A 16,183-nucleotide genomic window follows, 5' to 3' on the forward strand; every position below is an offset into this window, starting at 1 on the left:
AAATCAGAAATACAATCGTTTGTTTGATATTGTAAAGTAAATGATAATTTCTGTGAGTATTTACAAGGATTGAATGCGCATACGGTGGTGTCGCTGTAACAAAACGGGATATAGATTCCCGAAAATATTTATAATAGTCAGGAATAACCCCAGAAGTGCATAATTATGGAATATTAAAATTATAACCACAATTTGAATAATGATGAAAGATGCCAGGTGACTGAATTCTGATTGCTTGGTTTGGTAAACGAAACTCTGCAGTCCGGTTCGTTTACCATTAAAATACTTTTTCCTTTGTGTTTTATGCCCCCAGAAGAACAGTAATAATATTTTCTTGAAGAAAGCAATATTGAGGGTATCATATAATTTATTGGTCAATTTTTTGTTTTTAACCTTATAATAGGTTTCGGGAAGCATTTTGTGGGTTGCATAGGCAAATCCTGTAAAAGCAAATACCCCTGTAATGAATAGGGCTAATAATAAAGAAAGAATAAAAATTTCTGTAATCGAATAGTCTTGAGGATGGGTATTGATTAGATTCCTGATTAGATCAAAGGATCGATAAAGAAGAAATACGGAGAATAAAGGAAATAGAATTTTCTTTACAGTCATAGCCATTATTTCATATTTAGCAGTTGAATATACCCTTTTCTTATCTATATACCTATATCTGAAGGAATCCATTTGTGGAAAAGTCGTCTGTAAAGATATCTTGTTGATTTTAGTAACCTTATCAAAATAACCGGTAAAGTGAAGTTAGCAATTAATTAAGTAATTGATAAATATAACTTATTCATACTTAGTCGCTTTCTCTTTTAGATAGAATTCCGTAAATTAATCAGACGTTTATAATAATTATGATTTTATAGTTTTAATCTATTGAAATTAAAAATCGATAATTATTTTTTATGGTAAATTTGAATAGATAAGAAAGAAAAATATAGAACTCAAAAAACCTTAAAAAATGGAAAATAACAAACACATGAGTCATTCATCACATAATTCTAATGGCGAAAGTAAATGTCCGTTCTCTGGAGGGGCACCTAAAAAAGCTGCCGGTGGTGGAGCTAGAAATAGAGACTGGTGGCCCAATCAGTTAAAGGTCAATATCCTGAGGCAACACTCTTCATTATCAAATCCTATGGGTGATGATTTTGATTATGCAAAGGCATTCAAAAGTCTGGATTACGATGCGCTGAAAAAAGATTTAAATGATTTAATGACTGATTCACAAGACTGGTGGCCTGCCGATTTTGGACACTATGGTGGTTTGTTTATACGTATGGCATGGCACAGTGCTGGAACCTATAGAATAGGAGATGGTAGAGGAGGTGCTGGTGCTGGTCAACAAAGGTTTGCACCGCTCAATAGCTGGCCGGATAATGCCAGTTTAGATAAAGCACGCAGGTTGTTATGGCCTATTAAACAAAAATATGGTAAAAAGATCTCTTGGGCAGACTTGATGGTGTTAGCAGGAAATGTAGCTTTGGAGTCCATGGGCTTTAAAACTTTTGGATTTGCAGGAGGTCGTGAAGATGTTTGGGAGCCTGAAGAAGATGTATATTGGGGTTCCGAAACTAATTGGTTAGAAGATAAAAGATATTCAGGAGAACGTGATTTGGAAGATCCTTTGGCTGCGGTGGTAATGGGGTTGATATATGTTGACCCGGAAGGTCCTAACGCTAATGGTGATCCTGTGAGTGCTGCACGCGATATAAGAGAAACCTTCAAGAGAATGGCCATGAATGATGAAGAAACAGTAGCTTTGATTGCTGGAGGTCACTCTTTCGGAAAAACACATGGAGCTGCTGATCCAGGTCAGTATGTAGGTCCCGAGCCAGAAGCTGCTCCTATAGAAGAGCAAGGTTTTGGCTGGAGGAATAGCTATAAATCTGGAAAAGGACCTGATGCAATTACTGGAGGTCCGGAAGTTACCTGGACACAGACACCAACCCAATGGAGTAATTATTTCTTTGAAAACTTGTTTGGCTACGAATGGGAACGAACTAAAAGCCCGGCAGGTGCTATACAATGGGTGGCCAAAAATGCCGAGGCTGCCATACCGGATGCTTTTGACAATACAAAAAAGCACTTGCCAACAATGTTAACTACAGACCTGTCACTTAAATTCGATCCGGAATATGAAAAGATTTCAAGAAGATTCTATGAAAATCCTGATGAGTTTGCCGATGCCTTTGCACGTGCCTGGTTCAAGCTAACTCATCGAGATATGGGACCTAAGGCGAGATATCTCGGACCTGAAGTGCCAGCTGAAGATTTGATCTGGCAAGACCCAATCCCAGAGGTAAACCATGAGGTTGTTAATGCCGAGGATATAAAGTCACTTAAAAATATAATTTCAGAGAGTGGTTTATCGATATCGGAATTAGTGAGTACCGCCTGGGCTTCAGCTTCTACGTACCGGGGTTCAGATAAACGAGGTGGTGCTAATGGTGCCAGAATTCGGTTAACTCCCCAAAAAGATTGGGAAGTAAATAAACCGAAACAATTGGCCAAAGTACTTGAGGTGTTAGAGAATATTCAAAAAGACTTTAACAGTGGAAGTAAAAAGGTTTCAATGGCAGACCTTATTGTTTTAGGTGGTTGTGTAGGTGTTGAAAAGGCAGCTAAAAAAGCAGGTTACGATATTAGTGTTCCTTTTACACCTGGAAGAATGGATGCTTCTCAGGAACAAACGGAAATTGATTCTTTTGCATATTTGGAACCTGTGGCAGATGGATTCCGAAACTACCGTAAAACAAAGTTTCCTGTCTCTACAGAAGAATTATTGATCGATAAGGCTCAGCTATTAACCCTAACAGCTCCTGAGATGACAGTCCTAGTGGGTGGCTTACGGGTGTTAAACACCAATTTTGATGGTTTGGATCATGGAGTTTTTACAGAGCAGCCTGAAGTGCTGACCAATGATTTCTTCATAAACCTGTTAAGCATGGATACCACATGGAAACCAGTGACTGAAGATAATGAGATTTTTGAAGGTCGTGATCGTAACTCAGGAGCACTGAAATGGACAGGCTCGCGTGCCGATTTAATTTTCGGATCAAATTCCGAGTTGAGGGCAGTTGCAGAAGTTTACGGATGTTCAGATAGTAAAGATAAATTCGTACACGATTTTATTGCAGCGTGGAATAAGGTAATGAACCTCGATCGTTTCGATCTTGCCTAAGCAGATTATTAATACTTATAAAATCCTTTAAAGGTGGTCTTCGGACCACCTTTTTTATTAGACTAAAAAAAATATCCCTAAATGCCTATTCAACAAAATGGGCATTACATCACAAAACTACGACCCTTCACACCAAGCCCTGTTTTATAGTCCTTTAGTGCCTTTAAACTGAATAATTTTACCCTATTGAAAATTCATTCTAAAAACATTTTTATGAAAAAACAAATTTGGAAAACTATCTGGCTTTTTAGTTTTATTATAGGGACTTTTAGCCTTAACGGTTGTACAAAAGAAGAATTATTATCGCAGATTCAACATGAATCATTCTCCATCATTTCGGAATACACCAAAACCAAATATCGTATAAACATTATGTATCCCGAAAGATTCAATACGGAAAATAATTACCATACAATATTTCTTTTAGATGGAGATGATTATTTCAATGAAGCAGCGAATGTCATTGCCAGATTAAGTAAGGAAAAAATAGTCCTTGTTGGAATTGGATATGCAGATAAAAATCAGCGAGGTACAGATTATTCTTTTCCTGAAGATAAAGACTTCCCTGGTGATTCAGGTGGTGCTTTGGCATTTCTTAAATTTTTAAACAACGAACTCATTCCATGGGTCGAAATTAATATGGGCATTCATAGTAGTGATAAAACCCTGTTTGGTCATTCTTTGGGAGGGTATTTTGCGCTCTTTACCCTATTTCAGCAAAATCAGACAAATCCGTTCGATAATATCATTGCTGGCAGCTCCAACCTCATGTGGTACAATGCTTACCTATTCGATTTGGAACAGGATTATTATAATACCTTTAAAGGTTTGGAAATAAGATTGTTTCTTGCTGTGGGTGATCTCGAAGGAGCCTCCTTAAACTTGTTTCATGATGCGTTTGTTGAAAAATTAAGGAGTAGATCGTATTCAGGGTTCAGCTTAAATTTTGAACGACTTAAAAATACCTCGCATAGAAATAGTCCTATAGTCACCTTTGAAAACTCAGTTTCAATTTTATTTTAATAAAGTCCTCATGAAAAATCAACTATTCATCATAATAACCTTAATTACATTTAAAACCATTGGTCAAACCCAGTCTTCGGTTAAATACCCGGAGAAAAAAAAGTGGAGGTTGGAGCTTTTATTTACCCAGGATATTCTAAATACCAGCTATGGAGATAATTTTGGTTTCGTATTTAAAGTGAAAAAACCTGCTTTTCAAAAAAAGCATTTTGACCTTTATTATGGGGTTTGTTATCAAAATAGCTATATAGATGAAACCGATAATTTATTTACGAAGGGAATAGATGGCTATACCAAAGACAATGGACTATATATGGTATATGAACTACGCTACCAGCCTTTTCAAAAGAAAAAGTTTTATGTGTCTCTTGAGCCATTTATCGGATTAACCCATTTAAAATCAAAAGGAACTTTACGAATACCTGAACATGATGTCTACCAAAAATATAAGAAAAACTATACGTACTTTAATTATGGGTTGTCCCAATCAATTGGAATTAATATGAATGATTTTAGTATTAGTGGTTTTGCATGGGGATCCTTAAAAGGATTTTTAGACAATGGAAGAAGTCGCCCTGCAGATTTTGATTCACGACTTTTTCTGGGGATTGGCTTAGGCTATTCTTTATAAATATGAAATAGGGAGTATAAAATTATGAAGGTGTAATCTGAGTCCTGATTACACCTTTTCAGAAAGAAAAGCTTCCTTAAATACCTGAAACTTATTTCGTGAAACTGGAACCTCCTCCTTTACTCCATTAAAAATAATCCGATAATTTCGAGCATTTCCGGCAGTAGCCTTAATATTTTTAATATTTACAACATACGATCGATGGGTGCAAATGATAAAAGGAAATTTGTCTAAAGCGTTTTCTAAAGTTTGAATTCCAATTCGATAGGGTTTACAGGCCACCCCGTTAGTGCTTTTGGAATACAAGTCAATATAATTTCCATCGGCCTTTGCAAAGAGAAATTTATCAGTGTCGAGTTCTATTAATTCAGTTTTATTATTGGTTTGAATCCTAACAACATCACCTTCACTGTTTTTGGTAAAATCAATCCTACGCTGTAGTTCTTCATTGAATAAAGAAACTTCCTTTAAGTTTTGTTTTAAAATAAGGGTGTAATTAAACCAAACAATCAAAAATGTAGGTAGCGAGCCAACAGCAACGACATAAAAGGAAGCGTTTATAAACTTTAATAAAAGATTAGTGTTATGATGTTCTTTTTCAATAATATAAGCCATTATGTTATTGCAGACTGCAATAAAGAAAAGCAGAGAAACAATTAAAAGAAACTCTTTGCCGACGGTCCAATGCTCCCTTGTAATTGGATTGAAAAATAACCTGGGTACCAACTCTGTGATAAATAAAATACTGCAAAAACTGGATAAACCGGCCAGGGTGCAAACCTGTATTTTAGAAAGTATAAATTGGCTATTGACCTGATCAATATCCAAGGCAAACCAATTGATCATTGAAATAAGTAGTCCAATTGCAATAGCAACCCCCAAATTTCGTTTAAAATAAAACAAATACGGATAAGGCTTATTGATAATAGGAATTATGTATTGTTGTAACACTAAGTCTAATTTTAGGATCAAAGGTAAAACTTTTAAAAACCCAGAAATGATTTTTACAGGATAACAAAAGTTAAGTTTTTATCACCATTTTATTTTTTATACAATCATAGCCATGGGTGGCAAATTGCCTGAACCAGAATTGGTGTGTCAATTCCGCTTAAAATTCGACTGTTTAGAAATTTTAAAAAAAGTAATAATTGAGTAAAATCATACCATCTATACCTTAGCCGGATCAGTATAAAGAAACTTAAGGTGTTTTCTGAGTATTGAATTCAGCCATAACCGGATAATGGTCAGACAATAGACTTGTATCTTCTTGGTTAAAGAAAGTAACCTTCATACATTTTTTTGCCAACTCCGGATTCGCAAAAATATAATCAATCCGTTGTCGGTTTTTGATTATTGAATTAGCAGTATTGTTGTATTTCCCAATTAACGCCGGAGTAGGAAAAGTGAAATTTTTATTAGAAGGCATTATTGTATTAATACTAACATCAATAGCAGGAATGCTTAAAAACTTTGAAATTACAGCGTAGTCAAACTCTCCAAGTCTTAGGTTTGAGTATTTTTCATTGCTTTTTGATCTATCTTTAAGAGCCGGCTTTGATTCCATCCAGTAGGCATCAAAAGGGGAGAAGGCATTAAAATCACCTAAGATTAAGTAATTTTTATGAGTGTTCTCTGAAATAAGCTTAGTAATGTACTGTGCTTCTTTTAATCTGATATCAGCATCAGAAGGCGAAAGGTGAACTATATAAAAATCAATCCCATAAGTCTCACAATGTAATAAACCATGCCAGAAAGGTTTTTTTATTCGATCTTTTACAATGATGGGTTGATTTGAAGTTATTCCGGTAGGGTATCCTTCTGTCTTTAAAATTGCTACATACTCATGCCCCCATTTCAAAGCATCTTCCTTAAGTTGTTCTTCAGTATAACCACATAATTCCTGTAGTGCTAATACATCCGGATTTTGTGCTTTAACCCATGCCGTTAAATTCGATTTGCGCTCAATGTCTTTACCCCAGTCAAAACCATTCCAGATATTATAGGTCATTATCTTCAAGGAGGATTTCTCTTTTTGTTGAGAATGTCCGATTGTGGAAATACTTGAGATGAATAGGAGGGCAAGTATGAATTTGTTGAGGTTGAGCATCGATGTGTAGCCTTTAATAGTTTTTTGAACAATAGATAAAACTAAATATTTGATGGAAAATGAACAAGTTAAACATACTGGAAAATAAAATCAGGTTTATGAATAAGCAAAAAGCTTAGAGATTTTCAGAATCAATGTACTCGCTTTTCAAGCTTTAGAGACTCCGTCCCATTCGTAACTATAATCTCATAAGTGCCTTTTTTCAAGCCTAGATGGCCTGTCAGATTTCGATTCGTAACTTCGGTTACATCAATTGGAACCGCTAAATCTATGGGCTCTCCCTTTTTATAAGCTAGTAACATTACCGGAAATTCAATTGAAATATCTTTTAAGTTAATGGAAACATTTTTGTTTGCTCCTTGAAAGACCCAATGTGGCCGGTTATTAATATAGGAGGTTAAAGGATGTAAAACAATAAGATCAGCCCAGGCTTCCCTACGTTTATGAGGTAGAGCTTCACCTGTTGTCTTGTTAATAATAACAGAAGATTCATCAATATCAAAAGCTTTCCTGAATGGATGGTTGAATTTCACATCACTTCTTTCACTATAAATCACCTGATTTATAGTTAACGGATCTATTCCGGTATATTCAGTTAAACGTGAGGCCATGGCTTTTTCCCATGATTTATGTTTCCCTTCTAGGACGTGTTCAAAACCACAATGAATTAAAAACTTTTCATTGGGTTTGGTGCTCATATACTTTTGGATGTTCTGGGCTTGTGCGATCTCTCTCTCTTTACCATTTCCCTCACCCGTATTTTCATACGGAAAAAGCTCATAGCCAATAGCTAAAGCCTCACGAATCAAATTTCCGAATTGAGGATCCTTGGTGTAATACCCGGATTCGAGAATGGGATATTTCCTGATATTGATTTCTTTATCCAGGTAACCTCCATTCCCAAGAGCTTCAAGGCCAAGGTTTCTATATCCGAGATCATAGAGCTCTTTAAGAAGAGACTTTGTAAAAACACGGTGAAAAGAGTTGTGATGAGCCTCGTTAATAATAATTACATTGGTTTTCTTAGCTTCTTCAATAATATACTTTTTAGCATTTAGAGTGGCATACAAATCTTTTATAGAATCAATTTGAATGGAATTGTAATTTCGCTCCCTGGTACCCATAGCCAAATCCCATTCAATAAGGGCATTTCTATAATCGCCTTTGTTGGCATAGTTTGCAGCCGATAATTGATGCTTCCAGGGTACAGTGTCTTTAGCAACCTTATTGGCGATTGAAGAAGAAAATTGATAAGGTGTTTTAAAATCATTTTTTTCAGTGATATTTTTCGATGAATGACAATTTGAAAACATAATCATAATAAGACCCACTGAAAAAGTCTTAGAGAATTTTTTTAAATACATGTTGTTGGTTTTGATTGATAAAAACAAATATAACTAAATAATTAGTTTTAACTAATTATTTAGTTTAAATAAGGTGGTTTGAATCTTCAGTACTGTTGTTGAAGAGTTTCATAAACTTTAAGATCAAATTTGGTTTATCTCAAAATTTGAGAGGGTATTATAAGTGGAATATACCTTTCAAATGGTTATTCAGTACTGTCTGGATTGGTTCTTTTTCCAAGTTGGAGTATTTCTCCTGCGAATTTCTCGACGCGTTGCCAATCTGTATATTCTATGGGGTGTTCTGTGCTGGTTGGACCATTGGTGAATAACATAATAAGTTTAATCATTAACTTATCGGTAAATGAATATATGCTATAATCAAGCCTGCCAGCGAAAACTTCTAATAAATTGGGTGACCAATGAATTGACTTAATGAATTTTTGCATATATGGATTGGTATCCGGACTGTTTTTGTCGTTTTTACGAGCGACAAGATTCACAGAAAAAAAGGCCGTATTTATCTTATTTAATTGGTCTGTATGATTAACAACAAAATTTTCAATTAAAGGATGATGCTTCCCGTAGCGAATACTTGAGCCAATAACGAAAATTTCATAATCCGATAGGTGCTTTTGAAATTGGTCAATGGAACATAGGTCTACCTCAATTCCCTCCTGACGAATGATACTGGCCAATTTTTCACAGATTTTTCTGGTTTGACCATCAACTGACGAAAATACAATTCCTATGGGATTCATTTATAAGGTAACGAATTTAAGTGATCGAATCTTTTTTAAGTAAAAAGAAGAGGCGCTTTCCGTATGATCTGCCTGCTTTTTGTAATCGGTTTAGGAGCCAGGGAATTCATGAATCCTCTTAAATGTTCGTGTTACAGTACTGTCCGTATTTAAAAGCTGTAATGTAATTGTGTCTTTATTAATTTTCATATTCCAAAAATTTCGTTGAAGATGCGCACCATACGGTATCAACTCAACCTCAGGTTTATGTCCGTGAACATTATAAACCCCATTAATATTTACTGTACCAGAACTTATAACAAAGCGTTTGTCCCATCTGAAAAATATATAATCACCATCAATTATACGGTCAGGATCTTTAAAATAAGGTCCTGAACCAATTGCCTCATTTAATTTCCATAATCCAAATAATTCATCACCATGAGTCATGGGTAGTTTTAGAGCCTGCTCTAAAATTACTTCAACCATTTGTCCATTCTGAATTCGATTCCATGTCATGGATTTATTATCTATTTCAACCTTAAATGGTTCATTAGAATCATGGATTCCGTTGGTGTTAATAATAGTTAGGGACCCCGTATCTTTATCAAAGTTATAAGTGCCAAAAGAATGCTGCAACCACCCATTACCTGATTCTTGAGTGAAATCGGAATGAAAACGTACCCATCGTGCATCAGGAGTCATTTTTTCATTTCCAACGGTTACTGATTTTATAACCCATTGTCCTTCAATTTTCGATTCGTTTTGGCAACTGATCAGTGATAAAGTGGAGGTGAAGAAGATTAATAATTTCAATTTTATAGAAACATTCATTTCTGTATGATGCTTTTAATATTAGTTCAGGTTGGGTAATTTGGATAATAGTTACCCTGTCATAAATTTAAGAAACTCTAATGAATTTTAATGGGTTGAAAATCACAAGATGATTTTTTAAAATAAGATTCGACATACAAAAAATAGCTTTTCACTGCTCAAGCGTCAAAATCAGGCTGTAACCTTTCTTTTGGGTAGTAATGCAATTAAGCCAAGAACAGGTCCGATGGCTAATACAGCATAAATACTATTCGTGTCAGTCAGGGATCTGATAACATTTACTATTTGAATGCTTACTATGGTAATGCTAAAACCTATGCAGTTAACAATAGTCAGAGCCGTTCCTTTTATTTCAGGACGACTGTTTTGAGCGACTAAAGTAGAGAACAAAGGAGAATCAGCAATCACTACCATCCCCCAAAATAAAAGATAAGCTATAACAAAATCAGGAGCTTTAAGAGAGAAAATCAAGGGTGAGGCTAAGCAGCAGATACATGATAAAAGAAGGGCTGTAAATGCGGTCCGTTTGGTGCCAAGGGCTTCCGCAAGATATCCTCCAATGATGCAGGCCAACCCACCAATTCCAATAATCAGGAATGACAAAAATGGTATATTAAATGCTGCATTCGGATTTGCTAGAAGGTAGGTTTGAAGCATCAACGGTACAAAGGTCCAAAATGCGTAGAGTTCCCACATATGTCCAAAATAGCCAAAGGCAGCCGAACGAAAATCTCGTTGCCTGAATACTTTGAAAAAGGCCGAAAGATCCAATTGCTGACTCTGTTTGCGAAATGGACCATCAGGAACTAAAACCGACATCAAGACACCTCCGGCAATCGCAAGGGTTGAGGTGATCAACAACACAGATTTCCAGGGAAAGTTACCGGTCATGTCTTTCAGTAGATGAGGAAATGCCGTGCCTACCACAAGAGCACCAACGAGATAACCCAGAGACTTGCCAAGGCCTTTTTCAAAATAATCAGAAGCAATCTTCATCCCAACAGGGTAAATTCCAGCTAGAAAAAAACCGGTTAAAAAACGAAAACTCAATATACTGGTAAAACTATTTCCTTCCCAAACGATCCCAAGATTAAACAAAGCCCCCAAAAGCGCTGATGATAAAAACACCTTTGAAGGAGAAAATCGGTCAGCAATAGTTAAAATGGCAAAGATGAGCGTACCTATAATAAATCCGAATTGAACGGCAGAGGTTAAATGCCCTATAGCACTTTCGTTAAGATTGAAATTAATAACTAAATCACGCATTACACCATTTCCAGCAAACCATAAAGAGGTGCAGCAGAACTGTGAAATTACAATAACGGGAAGAATCCTTTTAGATGGTTTCATGGTGCGTTCCTATTTAAGATAGTAATGATCATGAGCTTTTGAACTGTTTTTGATGATTCACTTTTATGTTTCAACGGTCTAAAATATCAATTCACTTGTAAATACTTATAATTAATATACCCGTTCAAAGGTTTTACCATTAAATTTATAGATCCCGCTCGGATTCGCACCACAAAACCACAATGTTCCATTTATGGTTTTATAGATGGTCCAAACCTGACCTGAAGGGAATCCATCTTTTTCAGTGAAATTTGTCAATGAAATACCGTCAAATTTCCAAAGACCGGATTTTACCGTTCCAAACCAAATATTTCCTTTAGAATCTTCCCCTAAAGCAAAGACCCTGTCCAGTGTGTTACCCTTAAAATCATCTTTCTTTATTGATTGTTGCTTGCTGAAATGGATCGTTTTATTTCCATCATATTTGAAAACACCAATACCATTATTTCCAATCCATAAATTTCCATTACGATCCTCCATAATACTTCGAATATGTAAGGCAGCGTTAGCCTCATTCAAACCAAGGTAAGTGTTATCTATAATTTTAAAAGTTGAACCTGTATATCCTATAACAGCTCCGTAGGTACCAAACCATAGGGTCCCGTTTTTTGCCTTGATAAATGGCGTGGTCACTGAAAAGTAATTTTCCTCTCCACCTTTCGGCGCAATTGGGAATTTGCGAAAAGAAAGGGTGCTACCATCGTATTGGTAAACTCCGGGTTGCTCCTCACGTGCATTGTAACCTGTACTTAGATCTCCTTTAAACCACAGGTCATTAGAAGTTGGGGACCATTTATTTTTAAAATCATAGTTTCTTTGGTCATAGACAGTTATATGTTGACCATCATAAAAACTCAATCCCTTCCCACATTCAAACCATATGAGTCCATGTTGGTCTTCATAAATATTACGGACTTGATTGTCACTCAATCCATCAGCGATGGTGAAATATTTGAATTTCCCATTCCTGATCAAACAGACACCTTCGCTATGACTGCCAATCCAGGTGTTGCCTTTAGAATCCTCCAAAACAGAACGAATGCCAGAGGTATATTTGACAAAAGGTCTCGATTGGTTCGTTTGAATATTTTTTTGTGTAGTGTGAATTTTTGAATTAGGTTGACAAAAGCAAGGTAAACTAATGAGTATGAAAATAAGAACAAAAGCCTTTAATTTATATTCATGGGTGCTTTTCATAATGAGGTCAGGATATATTGGTCGTCTTGAAGTTGAAGTGTTTTAGTATTAAAGATAATTAAAAGGGAACAAATGTATTCCCAGCAATTTTTACAACTGGATAAGACGAATTTTAAAAGAAGCTTAAAAGATTGAATCCATGTAAATTGAGATTATTCATCTTTCTCCTGAATCGTGATTTTTCTATTTAATGCATCTACTAACTTGAATAAGGTTTTTTGGAAAGCCTCGAATTCATCTTTGGTAATTGATTCTTCATTAAAGGATGCTAAAATTTTATCAGGTATCTCCTGGGCGTTTTCCTTCATCTCAATCCCTGCATTCGTCAGTGAGATCAATACAGTGCGTTCATCCAAAGGTGAACGAGTTCTTCGTATCAGTTCTTTCTGCTCTAATCGTTTTAACAAAGGGGTAAGGGTGTTGGATTCCAAAAAAAGGCGTTGTCCAATTTCCTTCACACTTTGCTGGTCATATTGCCAGAGAGTTAACATGACTAAATATTGTGGGTATGTAATTCCTAAAATGTTTAAATAAGGAGTGTACATTTTCGTAGTAAAACGCGAAGCAGCATAAAGAGGGAAGCAAAGTTGATTCTCCAAAAACAGCGCTGGTACATCTTTTTTCATCATCATAATATTTTTATAATATCTTTCTCCATCTTTTCAGGAACCGTAGTTGGTGCATACCGCTTCACAGGATTCCCGTTTTTGTCAATTAAGAACTTGGTGAAATTCCATTTAATTTTTCGGCCAAAAATCCCACCCGAAAGTTCAGATTTTAAATATTTAAATAAAGGATGGGCGTTTTTACCATTCACCTCAATTTTTTCAAACATCGGAAAACTTACCCCATAATTGCGTTGACAGAATTCCTGAATTTCATCGGAACTTCCAGATTCCTGATTCGCAAATTGATTGCATGGAAATCCGAGGATTACCAACCCCTGGTCCTTATATTTTTGATATAATTTTTCTAACCCCTCATACTGAGGTGTAAGCCCACATTTACTGGCGGTATTAACTACGATAACAGTTTTATCTTTATAAGCATCTAAACGAATTTTTTCATCATTTAGTTTATCAGCTTCAAAGTCATAAAATGAAAATGTTTCCATATTATCCTTTTATTTTGTTGATGATATGTTTAAGTGCCTCTGTCGACCACAAGGCCCACAGTATAAGTACAGGCTGAAAAAAGAGTCTTATAAGCCTTTTTCGATCCGTATCCAGACCAAAAGCATTTATTTCATGGGTATATTGAGAAATATTACCGGGAAATATTAAAACGTAAAAAATGGCCAGTACAATCCCCACTTTAATCTTATGTTTCACTAAAAACACCATGGCAAGTCCCAGGCAAATCTCAATAATCCCTGAAGACAACACCACAAAATCCATTATTGCAGGATCATTAGATAACCACAATGGCACCTGGGCTAAAAATTCTTCTCTTTGAAAGCTAAGATGCCCTATACCTGCAAGTACCATGAGGGAACCGAGTAGTATTCTTAAGAAATTTTGAATAGATTTCATTTGGTGATCGTAAGTGATTAAATCGTTTGCGACATAAAGGTAAGGATTATTTTATATACTTGAATAAGTAGACTGCAAAACTATATTGATATCGAAATGACACACAAGGTAAACCAAGTTGTACATTACGATTTTATGTTAATTTCTTTGTCGAATAAATTTACTCCTCCTTTTACACCGAAGTCAAGTGTAGTAACAGGATATGCGATCGAAATGCCTTCTTGTTCAAATCGTTTTTTAATGCGAATAATCACAGCATTCATACCCTTACAATAGTCATCATTCGAATTAAACTGTACCCAATATCTGAGCATAAAATTATAAGTTGAATCACCAATGGCTGTAAAGTAAAAATCAATGCCCTCTTCGGGAAGTAGCTCTTCAATTTTCTTTACTTCATCCATGGCAACACTTTTTACCCGCTCAAGATCATCTCCATAAGACACACCACTTCTTAAAATGATTCGTCGCTTCCCCCATGTTGAATAATTTGTAAAGGTGCCATTGTAAATAATCTGATTGGGAATAAAAACCTCTTGCCCGGGCACGGTTTTTACCTTGGTGGTAAGCCAACTGATGTCTACAACCACACCATAATTTCCATCAATTTCTACCCAATCACCAATATTATAAGGCCTTTGTAGATCTACTAAAAGCCCGGAAAACATGTTAGATGCAATGTCCTTAAAGGCAAATCCGGCAACAATACCTACTATACCAGCTCCAGCTAATAATTTCTCCAAAGGTTTTTCCAGTCCTAAAATGTTGAGAGCAAGGAATATTCCCAAGGCAAAAAATAATACATAAAAAGTGGAGGCCAGTATGCGTTCAATATTCAGATAATGATTTTTAAAAACTTTTTTATAAATCCTTAAGCAAAGATTCTTGATCGTATTGGCAATCAGTGCAAAAATAAGGATTACAAGAATCGCCAGAATGAGCTTTGGGATATGATCAATGACGTTATTTTGGAATTCAATCCATACGTTGTTGATGTTTTTAATGATACGCTCCATGTTGCTGTTAATTTATATCAACCTTGTTAAAATGCCATTTGATGGGGTAAAGCATATTAGAATCAGAACCTCCTGAATTGAAGTGGGGTTGTTCTGTCTCTAAGATAATCAATAACATTTATCTTTCCTGATCTAATTTAATAACAGTGCGTATGTTATTCTTTAATTAAGATAAATAATAGTAGTATTACTTGACGTCGGAATGAATGAGGTGCTGAACCTGTACTACAAATTCTTGTGGTTCGTCAATATGAAAACCAATAACTTTATATTCCTTTTTAATACCATAAAGACCATTTAAGGTATGAACGTCTTTTAGATAGATAATTATGTTGTGACTCTCAAGAGCTCCCAATGGAGATAAAGTTCTGGTCAATGTGTCTTTTTTGAGGTCTTTGGTGAAAATGTGTATTGATTTGATGCAGGAATAAGGAATTCGGGTCTCATTCATAATGCCATATCGGAGGCTCATATGCCTACCGTCAAGAGATATAGGTCTTTGGGAAAGCGATTTTACAAACCCTAAAAACTGAATGGCCGTGTAAATACTCAGTCCTGTCAGAATCCAGGCAGCTATGTGACTCCATAAAACAATTAAAAAGTGCATGGCAACAGCTTCAATCAGTATTATAAAAATTAAAGCCCCCATGAGAGCTGGAGATCCACTTTTTAAATGATAACTAAATTCATTTTCTTTCAATGGTCTTCTTTTCCAGCAAATAAAACTATAGTAAAGCACCGCAACCTCTGTGGCAAAGGGTAAAACAAGTCTGCCGGGCAGCACATCATAACAGGTTCTTCTCAAAACATCATAAAAGTCAGGTGAATCACCTTTTAACGCCTTGAATTTTTTTATGGCACGACTAATTTTGATAATAATGAGACTAAAAACAGATAGTTCAATTACAGGTAAAGCCCAGGTTTTGAATAATATTAAATAGGTTTGTTTTTCAATGGGTAGAAAATAAGAACCTGCTAATAGCCCAAAAACTATGAATGGAATCACGGTGAGTTTAGAAACCTTTGTGTTACGAATAAGCAGATAATATATTGCTGGAATGGTGAGTAACAGGTCTGCGGAGATTGCCATACCTAATGTGTCGTTAATGATGATGGACGAAGACGTCATTAACAGAATAAGACTTCCTAGTAAAATTAAAGGGATTCCAAAATTTAAAAGGTTCCTGTTAAATATTTGCGAGCTGTTCATGTTCCGGATTTAA

The 16,183-nt window shown here is 35.6% G+C and carries 16 protein-coding genes; 3 read left to right on the plus strand and 13 right to left on the minus strand.

The annotated features are described in order from the left end of the window. Window positions 1-60: 60 nt before the first annotated feature. The gene (locus BM361_RS10640) at window positions 61-612 is read right to left on the minus strand and encodes a glycosyl-4,4'-diaponeurosporenoate acyltransferase CrtO family protein (protein ID WP_074979045.1); all 552 of its coding nucleotides are present in this window, start codon (window positions 610-612) and stop codon (window positions 61-63) included. A 352-nt stretch (window positions 613-964) separates the two neighbouring features. Between BM361_RS10640 and katG the strand changes: the two genes are divergently transcribed. From katG to BM361_RS10655, 3 genes are all read left to right on the plus strand, one after another. Next, window positions 965-3,187: a catalase/peroxidase HPI gene (katG, locus tag BM361_RS10645; protein WP_074978736.1), complete on the plus strand. Its 2,223-nt coding sequence runs from the start codon at window positions 965-967 to the stop codon at window positions 3,185-3,187. 213 nt (window positions 3,188-3,400) lie between these two features. Continuing rightward, the gene (locus BM361_RS10650; protein ID WP_074978738.1) at window positions 3,401-4,210 is read left to right on the plus strand and encodes an alpha/beta hydrolase; all 810 of its coding nucleotides are present in this window, start codon (window positions 3,401-3,403) and stop codon (window positions 4,208-4,210) included. Window positions 4,211-4,220: 10 nt separating this feature from the next. After that, on the plus strand, window positions 4,221-4,841 hold the full coding sequence (locus tag BM361_RS10655) for a hypothetical protein (protein WP_074978739.1): 621 nt from the start codon (window positions 4,221-4,223) through the stop codon (window positions 4,839-4,841). A 48-nt stretch (window positions 4,842-4,889) separates the two neighbouring features. Here BM361_RS10655 and BM361_RS10660 read toward each other — a convergent pair whose 3' ends face one another. The 12 genes from BM361_RS10660 to BM361_RS10715 all read right to left on the minus strand — a co-directional run bounded on the left by BM361_RS10660 (window position 4,890) and on the right by BM361_RS10715 (window position 16,170). Further along, entirely contained in the window at window positions 4,890-5,813 is a 924-nt protein-coding gene (locus BM361_RS10660; protein ID WP_139226704.1) for a LytTR family DNA-binding domain-containing protein, read from the minus strand. Between the two features lie 226 nt (window positions 5,814-6,039). Further along, window positions 6,040-6,948, minus strand: a complete 909-nt coding sequence (locus tag BM361_RS10665; protein ID WP_074978742.1) for an endonuclease/exonuclease/phosphatase family protein — start codon at window positions 6,946-6,948, stop codon at window positions 6,040-6,042. Between the two features lie 131 nt (window positions 6,949-7,079). Continuing rightward, the gene (locus BM361_RS10670; RefSeq protein WP_074978744.1) at window positions 7,080-8,312 is read right to left on the minus strand and encodes a hypothetical protein; all 1,233 of its coding nucleotides are present in this window, start codon (window positions 8,310-8,312) and stop codon (window positions 7,080-7,082) included. Window positions 8,313-8,497: 185 nt separating this feature from the next. Next, a complete protein-coding gene (hemG, locus tag BM361_RS10675; RefSeq protein ID WP_038260573.1) occupies window positions 8,498-9,052 on the minus strand; it encodes a menaquinone-dependent protoporphyrinogen IX dehydrogenase in 555 nt (184 codons plus the stop codon). 90 nt (window positions 9,053-9,142) lie between these two features. Beyond that, the gene (locus BM361_RS10680) at window positions 9,143-9,865 is read right to left on the minus strand and encodes a hypothetical protein (protein WP_074978746.1); all 723 of its coding nucleotides are present in this window, start codon (window positions 9,863-9,865) and stop codon (window positions 9,143-9,145) included. Between the two features lie 171 nt (window positions 9,866-10,036). Continuing rightward, a complete protein-coding gene (locus tag BM361_RS10685) occupies window positions 10,037-11,215 on the minus strand; it encodes an MFS transporter (RefSeq protein WP_074978748.1) in 1,179 nt (392 codons plus the stop codon). A 111-nt stretch (window positions 11,216-11,326) separates the two neighbouring features. After that, window positions 11,327-12,412 carry a ligand-binding sensor domain-containing protein gene (locus tag BM361_RS10690; protein WP_074978750.1) on the minus strand — a complete coding sequence of 362 codons (1,086 nt, stop codon included), beginning with the start codon at window positions 12,410-12,412 and terminating at the stop codon, window positions 11,327-11,329. 152 nt (window positions 12,413-12,564) lie between these two features. Then, on the minus strand, window positions 12,565-13,044 hold the full coding sequence (locus BM361_RS10695; protein ID WP_254785803.1) for a MarR family winged helix-turn-helix transcriptional regulator: 480 nt from the start codon (window positions 13,042-13,044) through the stop codon (window positions 12,565-12,567). Continuing rightward, window positions 13,041-13,526 carry a glutathione peroxidase gene (locus tag BM361_RS10700; RefSeq protein WP_074978751.1) on the minus strand — a complete coding sequence of 162 codons (486 nt, stop codon included), beginning with the start codon at window positions 13,524-13,526 and terminating at the stop codon, window positions 13,041-13,043. The genes BM361_RS10695 and BM361_RS10700 overlap by 4 nt, the downstream gene beginning before the upstream one ends. A 1-nt stretch (window position 13,527) precedes the next feature. Beyond that, window positions 13,528-13,944, minus strand: coding sequence for a DoxX family protein (locus BM361_RS10705; protein WP_074978753.1), 417 nt, complete (start codon window positions 13,942-13,944; stop codon window positions 13,528-13,530). 125 nt (window positions 13,945-14,069) lie between these two features. Then, window positions 14,070-14,960: a mechanosensitive ion channel family protein gene (locus BM361_RS10710; RefSeq protein ID WP_074978755.1), complete on the minus strand. Its 891-nt coding sequence runs from the start codon at window positions 14,958-14,960 to the stop codon at window positions 14,070-14,072. A 187-nt stretch (window positions 14,961-15,147) separates the two neighbouring features. Continuing rightward, window positions 15,148-16,170, minus strand: a complete 1,023-nt coding sequence (locus BM361_RS10715) for a hypothetical protein (RefSeq protein ID WP_074978757.1) — start codon at window positions 16,168-16,170, stop codon at window positions 15,148-15,150. Window positions 16,171-16,183: the final 13 nt, after the last annotated feature.

Source organism: Zhouia amylolytica, assembly GCF_900116365.1.
Taxonomy (GTDB): domain Bacteria; phylum Bacteroidota; class Bacteroidia; order Flavobacteriales; family Flavobacteriaceae; genus Zhouia; species Zhouia amylolytica.

What these genes read in the sequence shown, in the direction of transcription:
- BM361_RS10640 (WP_074979045.1), bottom strand. Translation starts at nt 612, where the DNA reads ATGACTGTAAAGAAAATTCTATTTCCTTTATTCTCCGTATTTCTTCTT.
- katG (WP_074978736.1), top strand. Translation starts at nt 965, where the DNA reads ATGGAAAATAACAAACACATGAGTCATTCATCACATAATTCTAATGGC.
- BM361_RS10650 (WP_074978738.1), top strand. Translation starts at nt 3,401, where the DNA reads ATGAAAAAACAAATTTGGAAAACTATCTGGCTTTTTAGTTTTATTATA.
- BM361_RS10655 (WP_074978739.1), top strand. Translation starts at nt 4,221, where the DNA reads ATGAAAAATCAACTATTCATCATAATAACCTTAATTACATTTAAAACC.
- BM361_RS10665 (WP_074978742.1), bottom strand. Translation starts at nt 6,948, where the DNA reads ATGCTCAACCTCAACAAATTCATACTTGCCCTCCTATTCATCTCAAGT.
- BM361_RS10670 (WP_074978744.1), bottom strand. Translation starts at nt 8,312, where the DNA reads ATGTATTTAAAAAAATTCTCTAAGACTTTTTCAGTGGGTCTTATTATG.
- hemG (WP_038260573.1), bottom strand. Translation starts at nt 9,052, where the DNA reads ATGAATCCCATAGGAATTGTATTTTCGTCAGTTGATGGTCAAACCAGA.
- BM361_RS10680 (WP_074978746.1), bottom strand. Translation starts at nt 9,865, where the DNA reads ATGAATGTTTCTATAAAATTGAAATTATTAATCTTCTTCACCTCCACT.
- BM361_RS10685 (WP_074978748.1), bottom strand. Translation starts at nt 11,215, where the DNA reads ATGAAACCATCTAAAAGGATTCTTCCCGTTATTGTAATTTCACAGTTC.
- BM361_RS10690 (WP_074978750.1), bottom strand. Translation starts at nt 12,412, where the DNA reads ATGAAAAGCACCCATGAATATAAATTAAAGGCTTTTGTTCTTATTTTC.
- BM361_RS10695 (WP_254785803.1), bottom strand. Translation starts at nt 13,044, where the DNA reads ATGATGATGAAAAAAGATGTACCAGCGCTGTTTTTGGAGAATCAACTT.
- BM361_RS10700 (WP_074978751.1), bottom strand. Translation starts at nt 13,526, where the DNA reads ATGGAAACATTTTCATTTTATGACTTTGAAGCTGATAAACTAAATGAT.
- BM361_RS10705 (WP_074978753.1), bottom strand. Translation starts at nt 13,944, where the DNA reads ATGAAATCTATTCAAAATTTCTTAAGAATACTACTCGGTTCCCTCATG.
- BM361_RS10710 (WP_074978755.1), bottom strand. Translation starts at nt 14,960, where the DNA reads ATGGAGCGTATCATTAAAAACATCAACAACGTATGGATTGAATTCCAA.
- BM361_RS10715 (WP_074978757.1), bottom strand. Translation starts at nt 16,170, where the DNA reads ATGAACAGCTCGCAAATATTTAACAGGAACCTTTTAAATTTTGGAATC.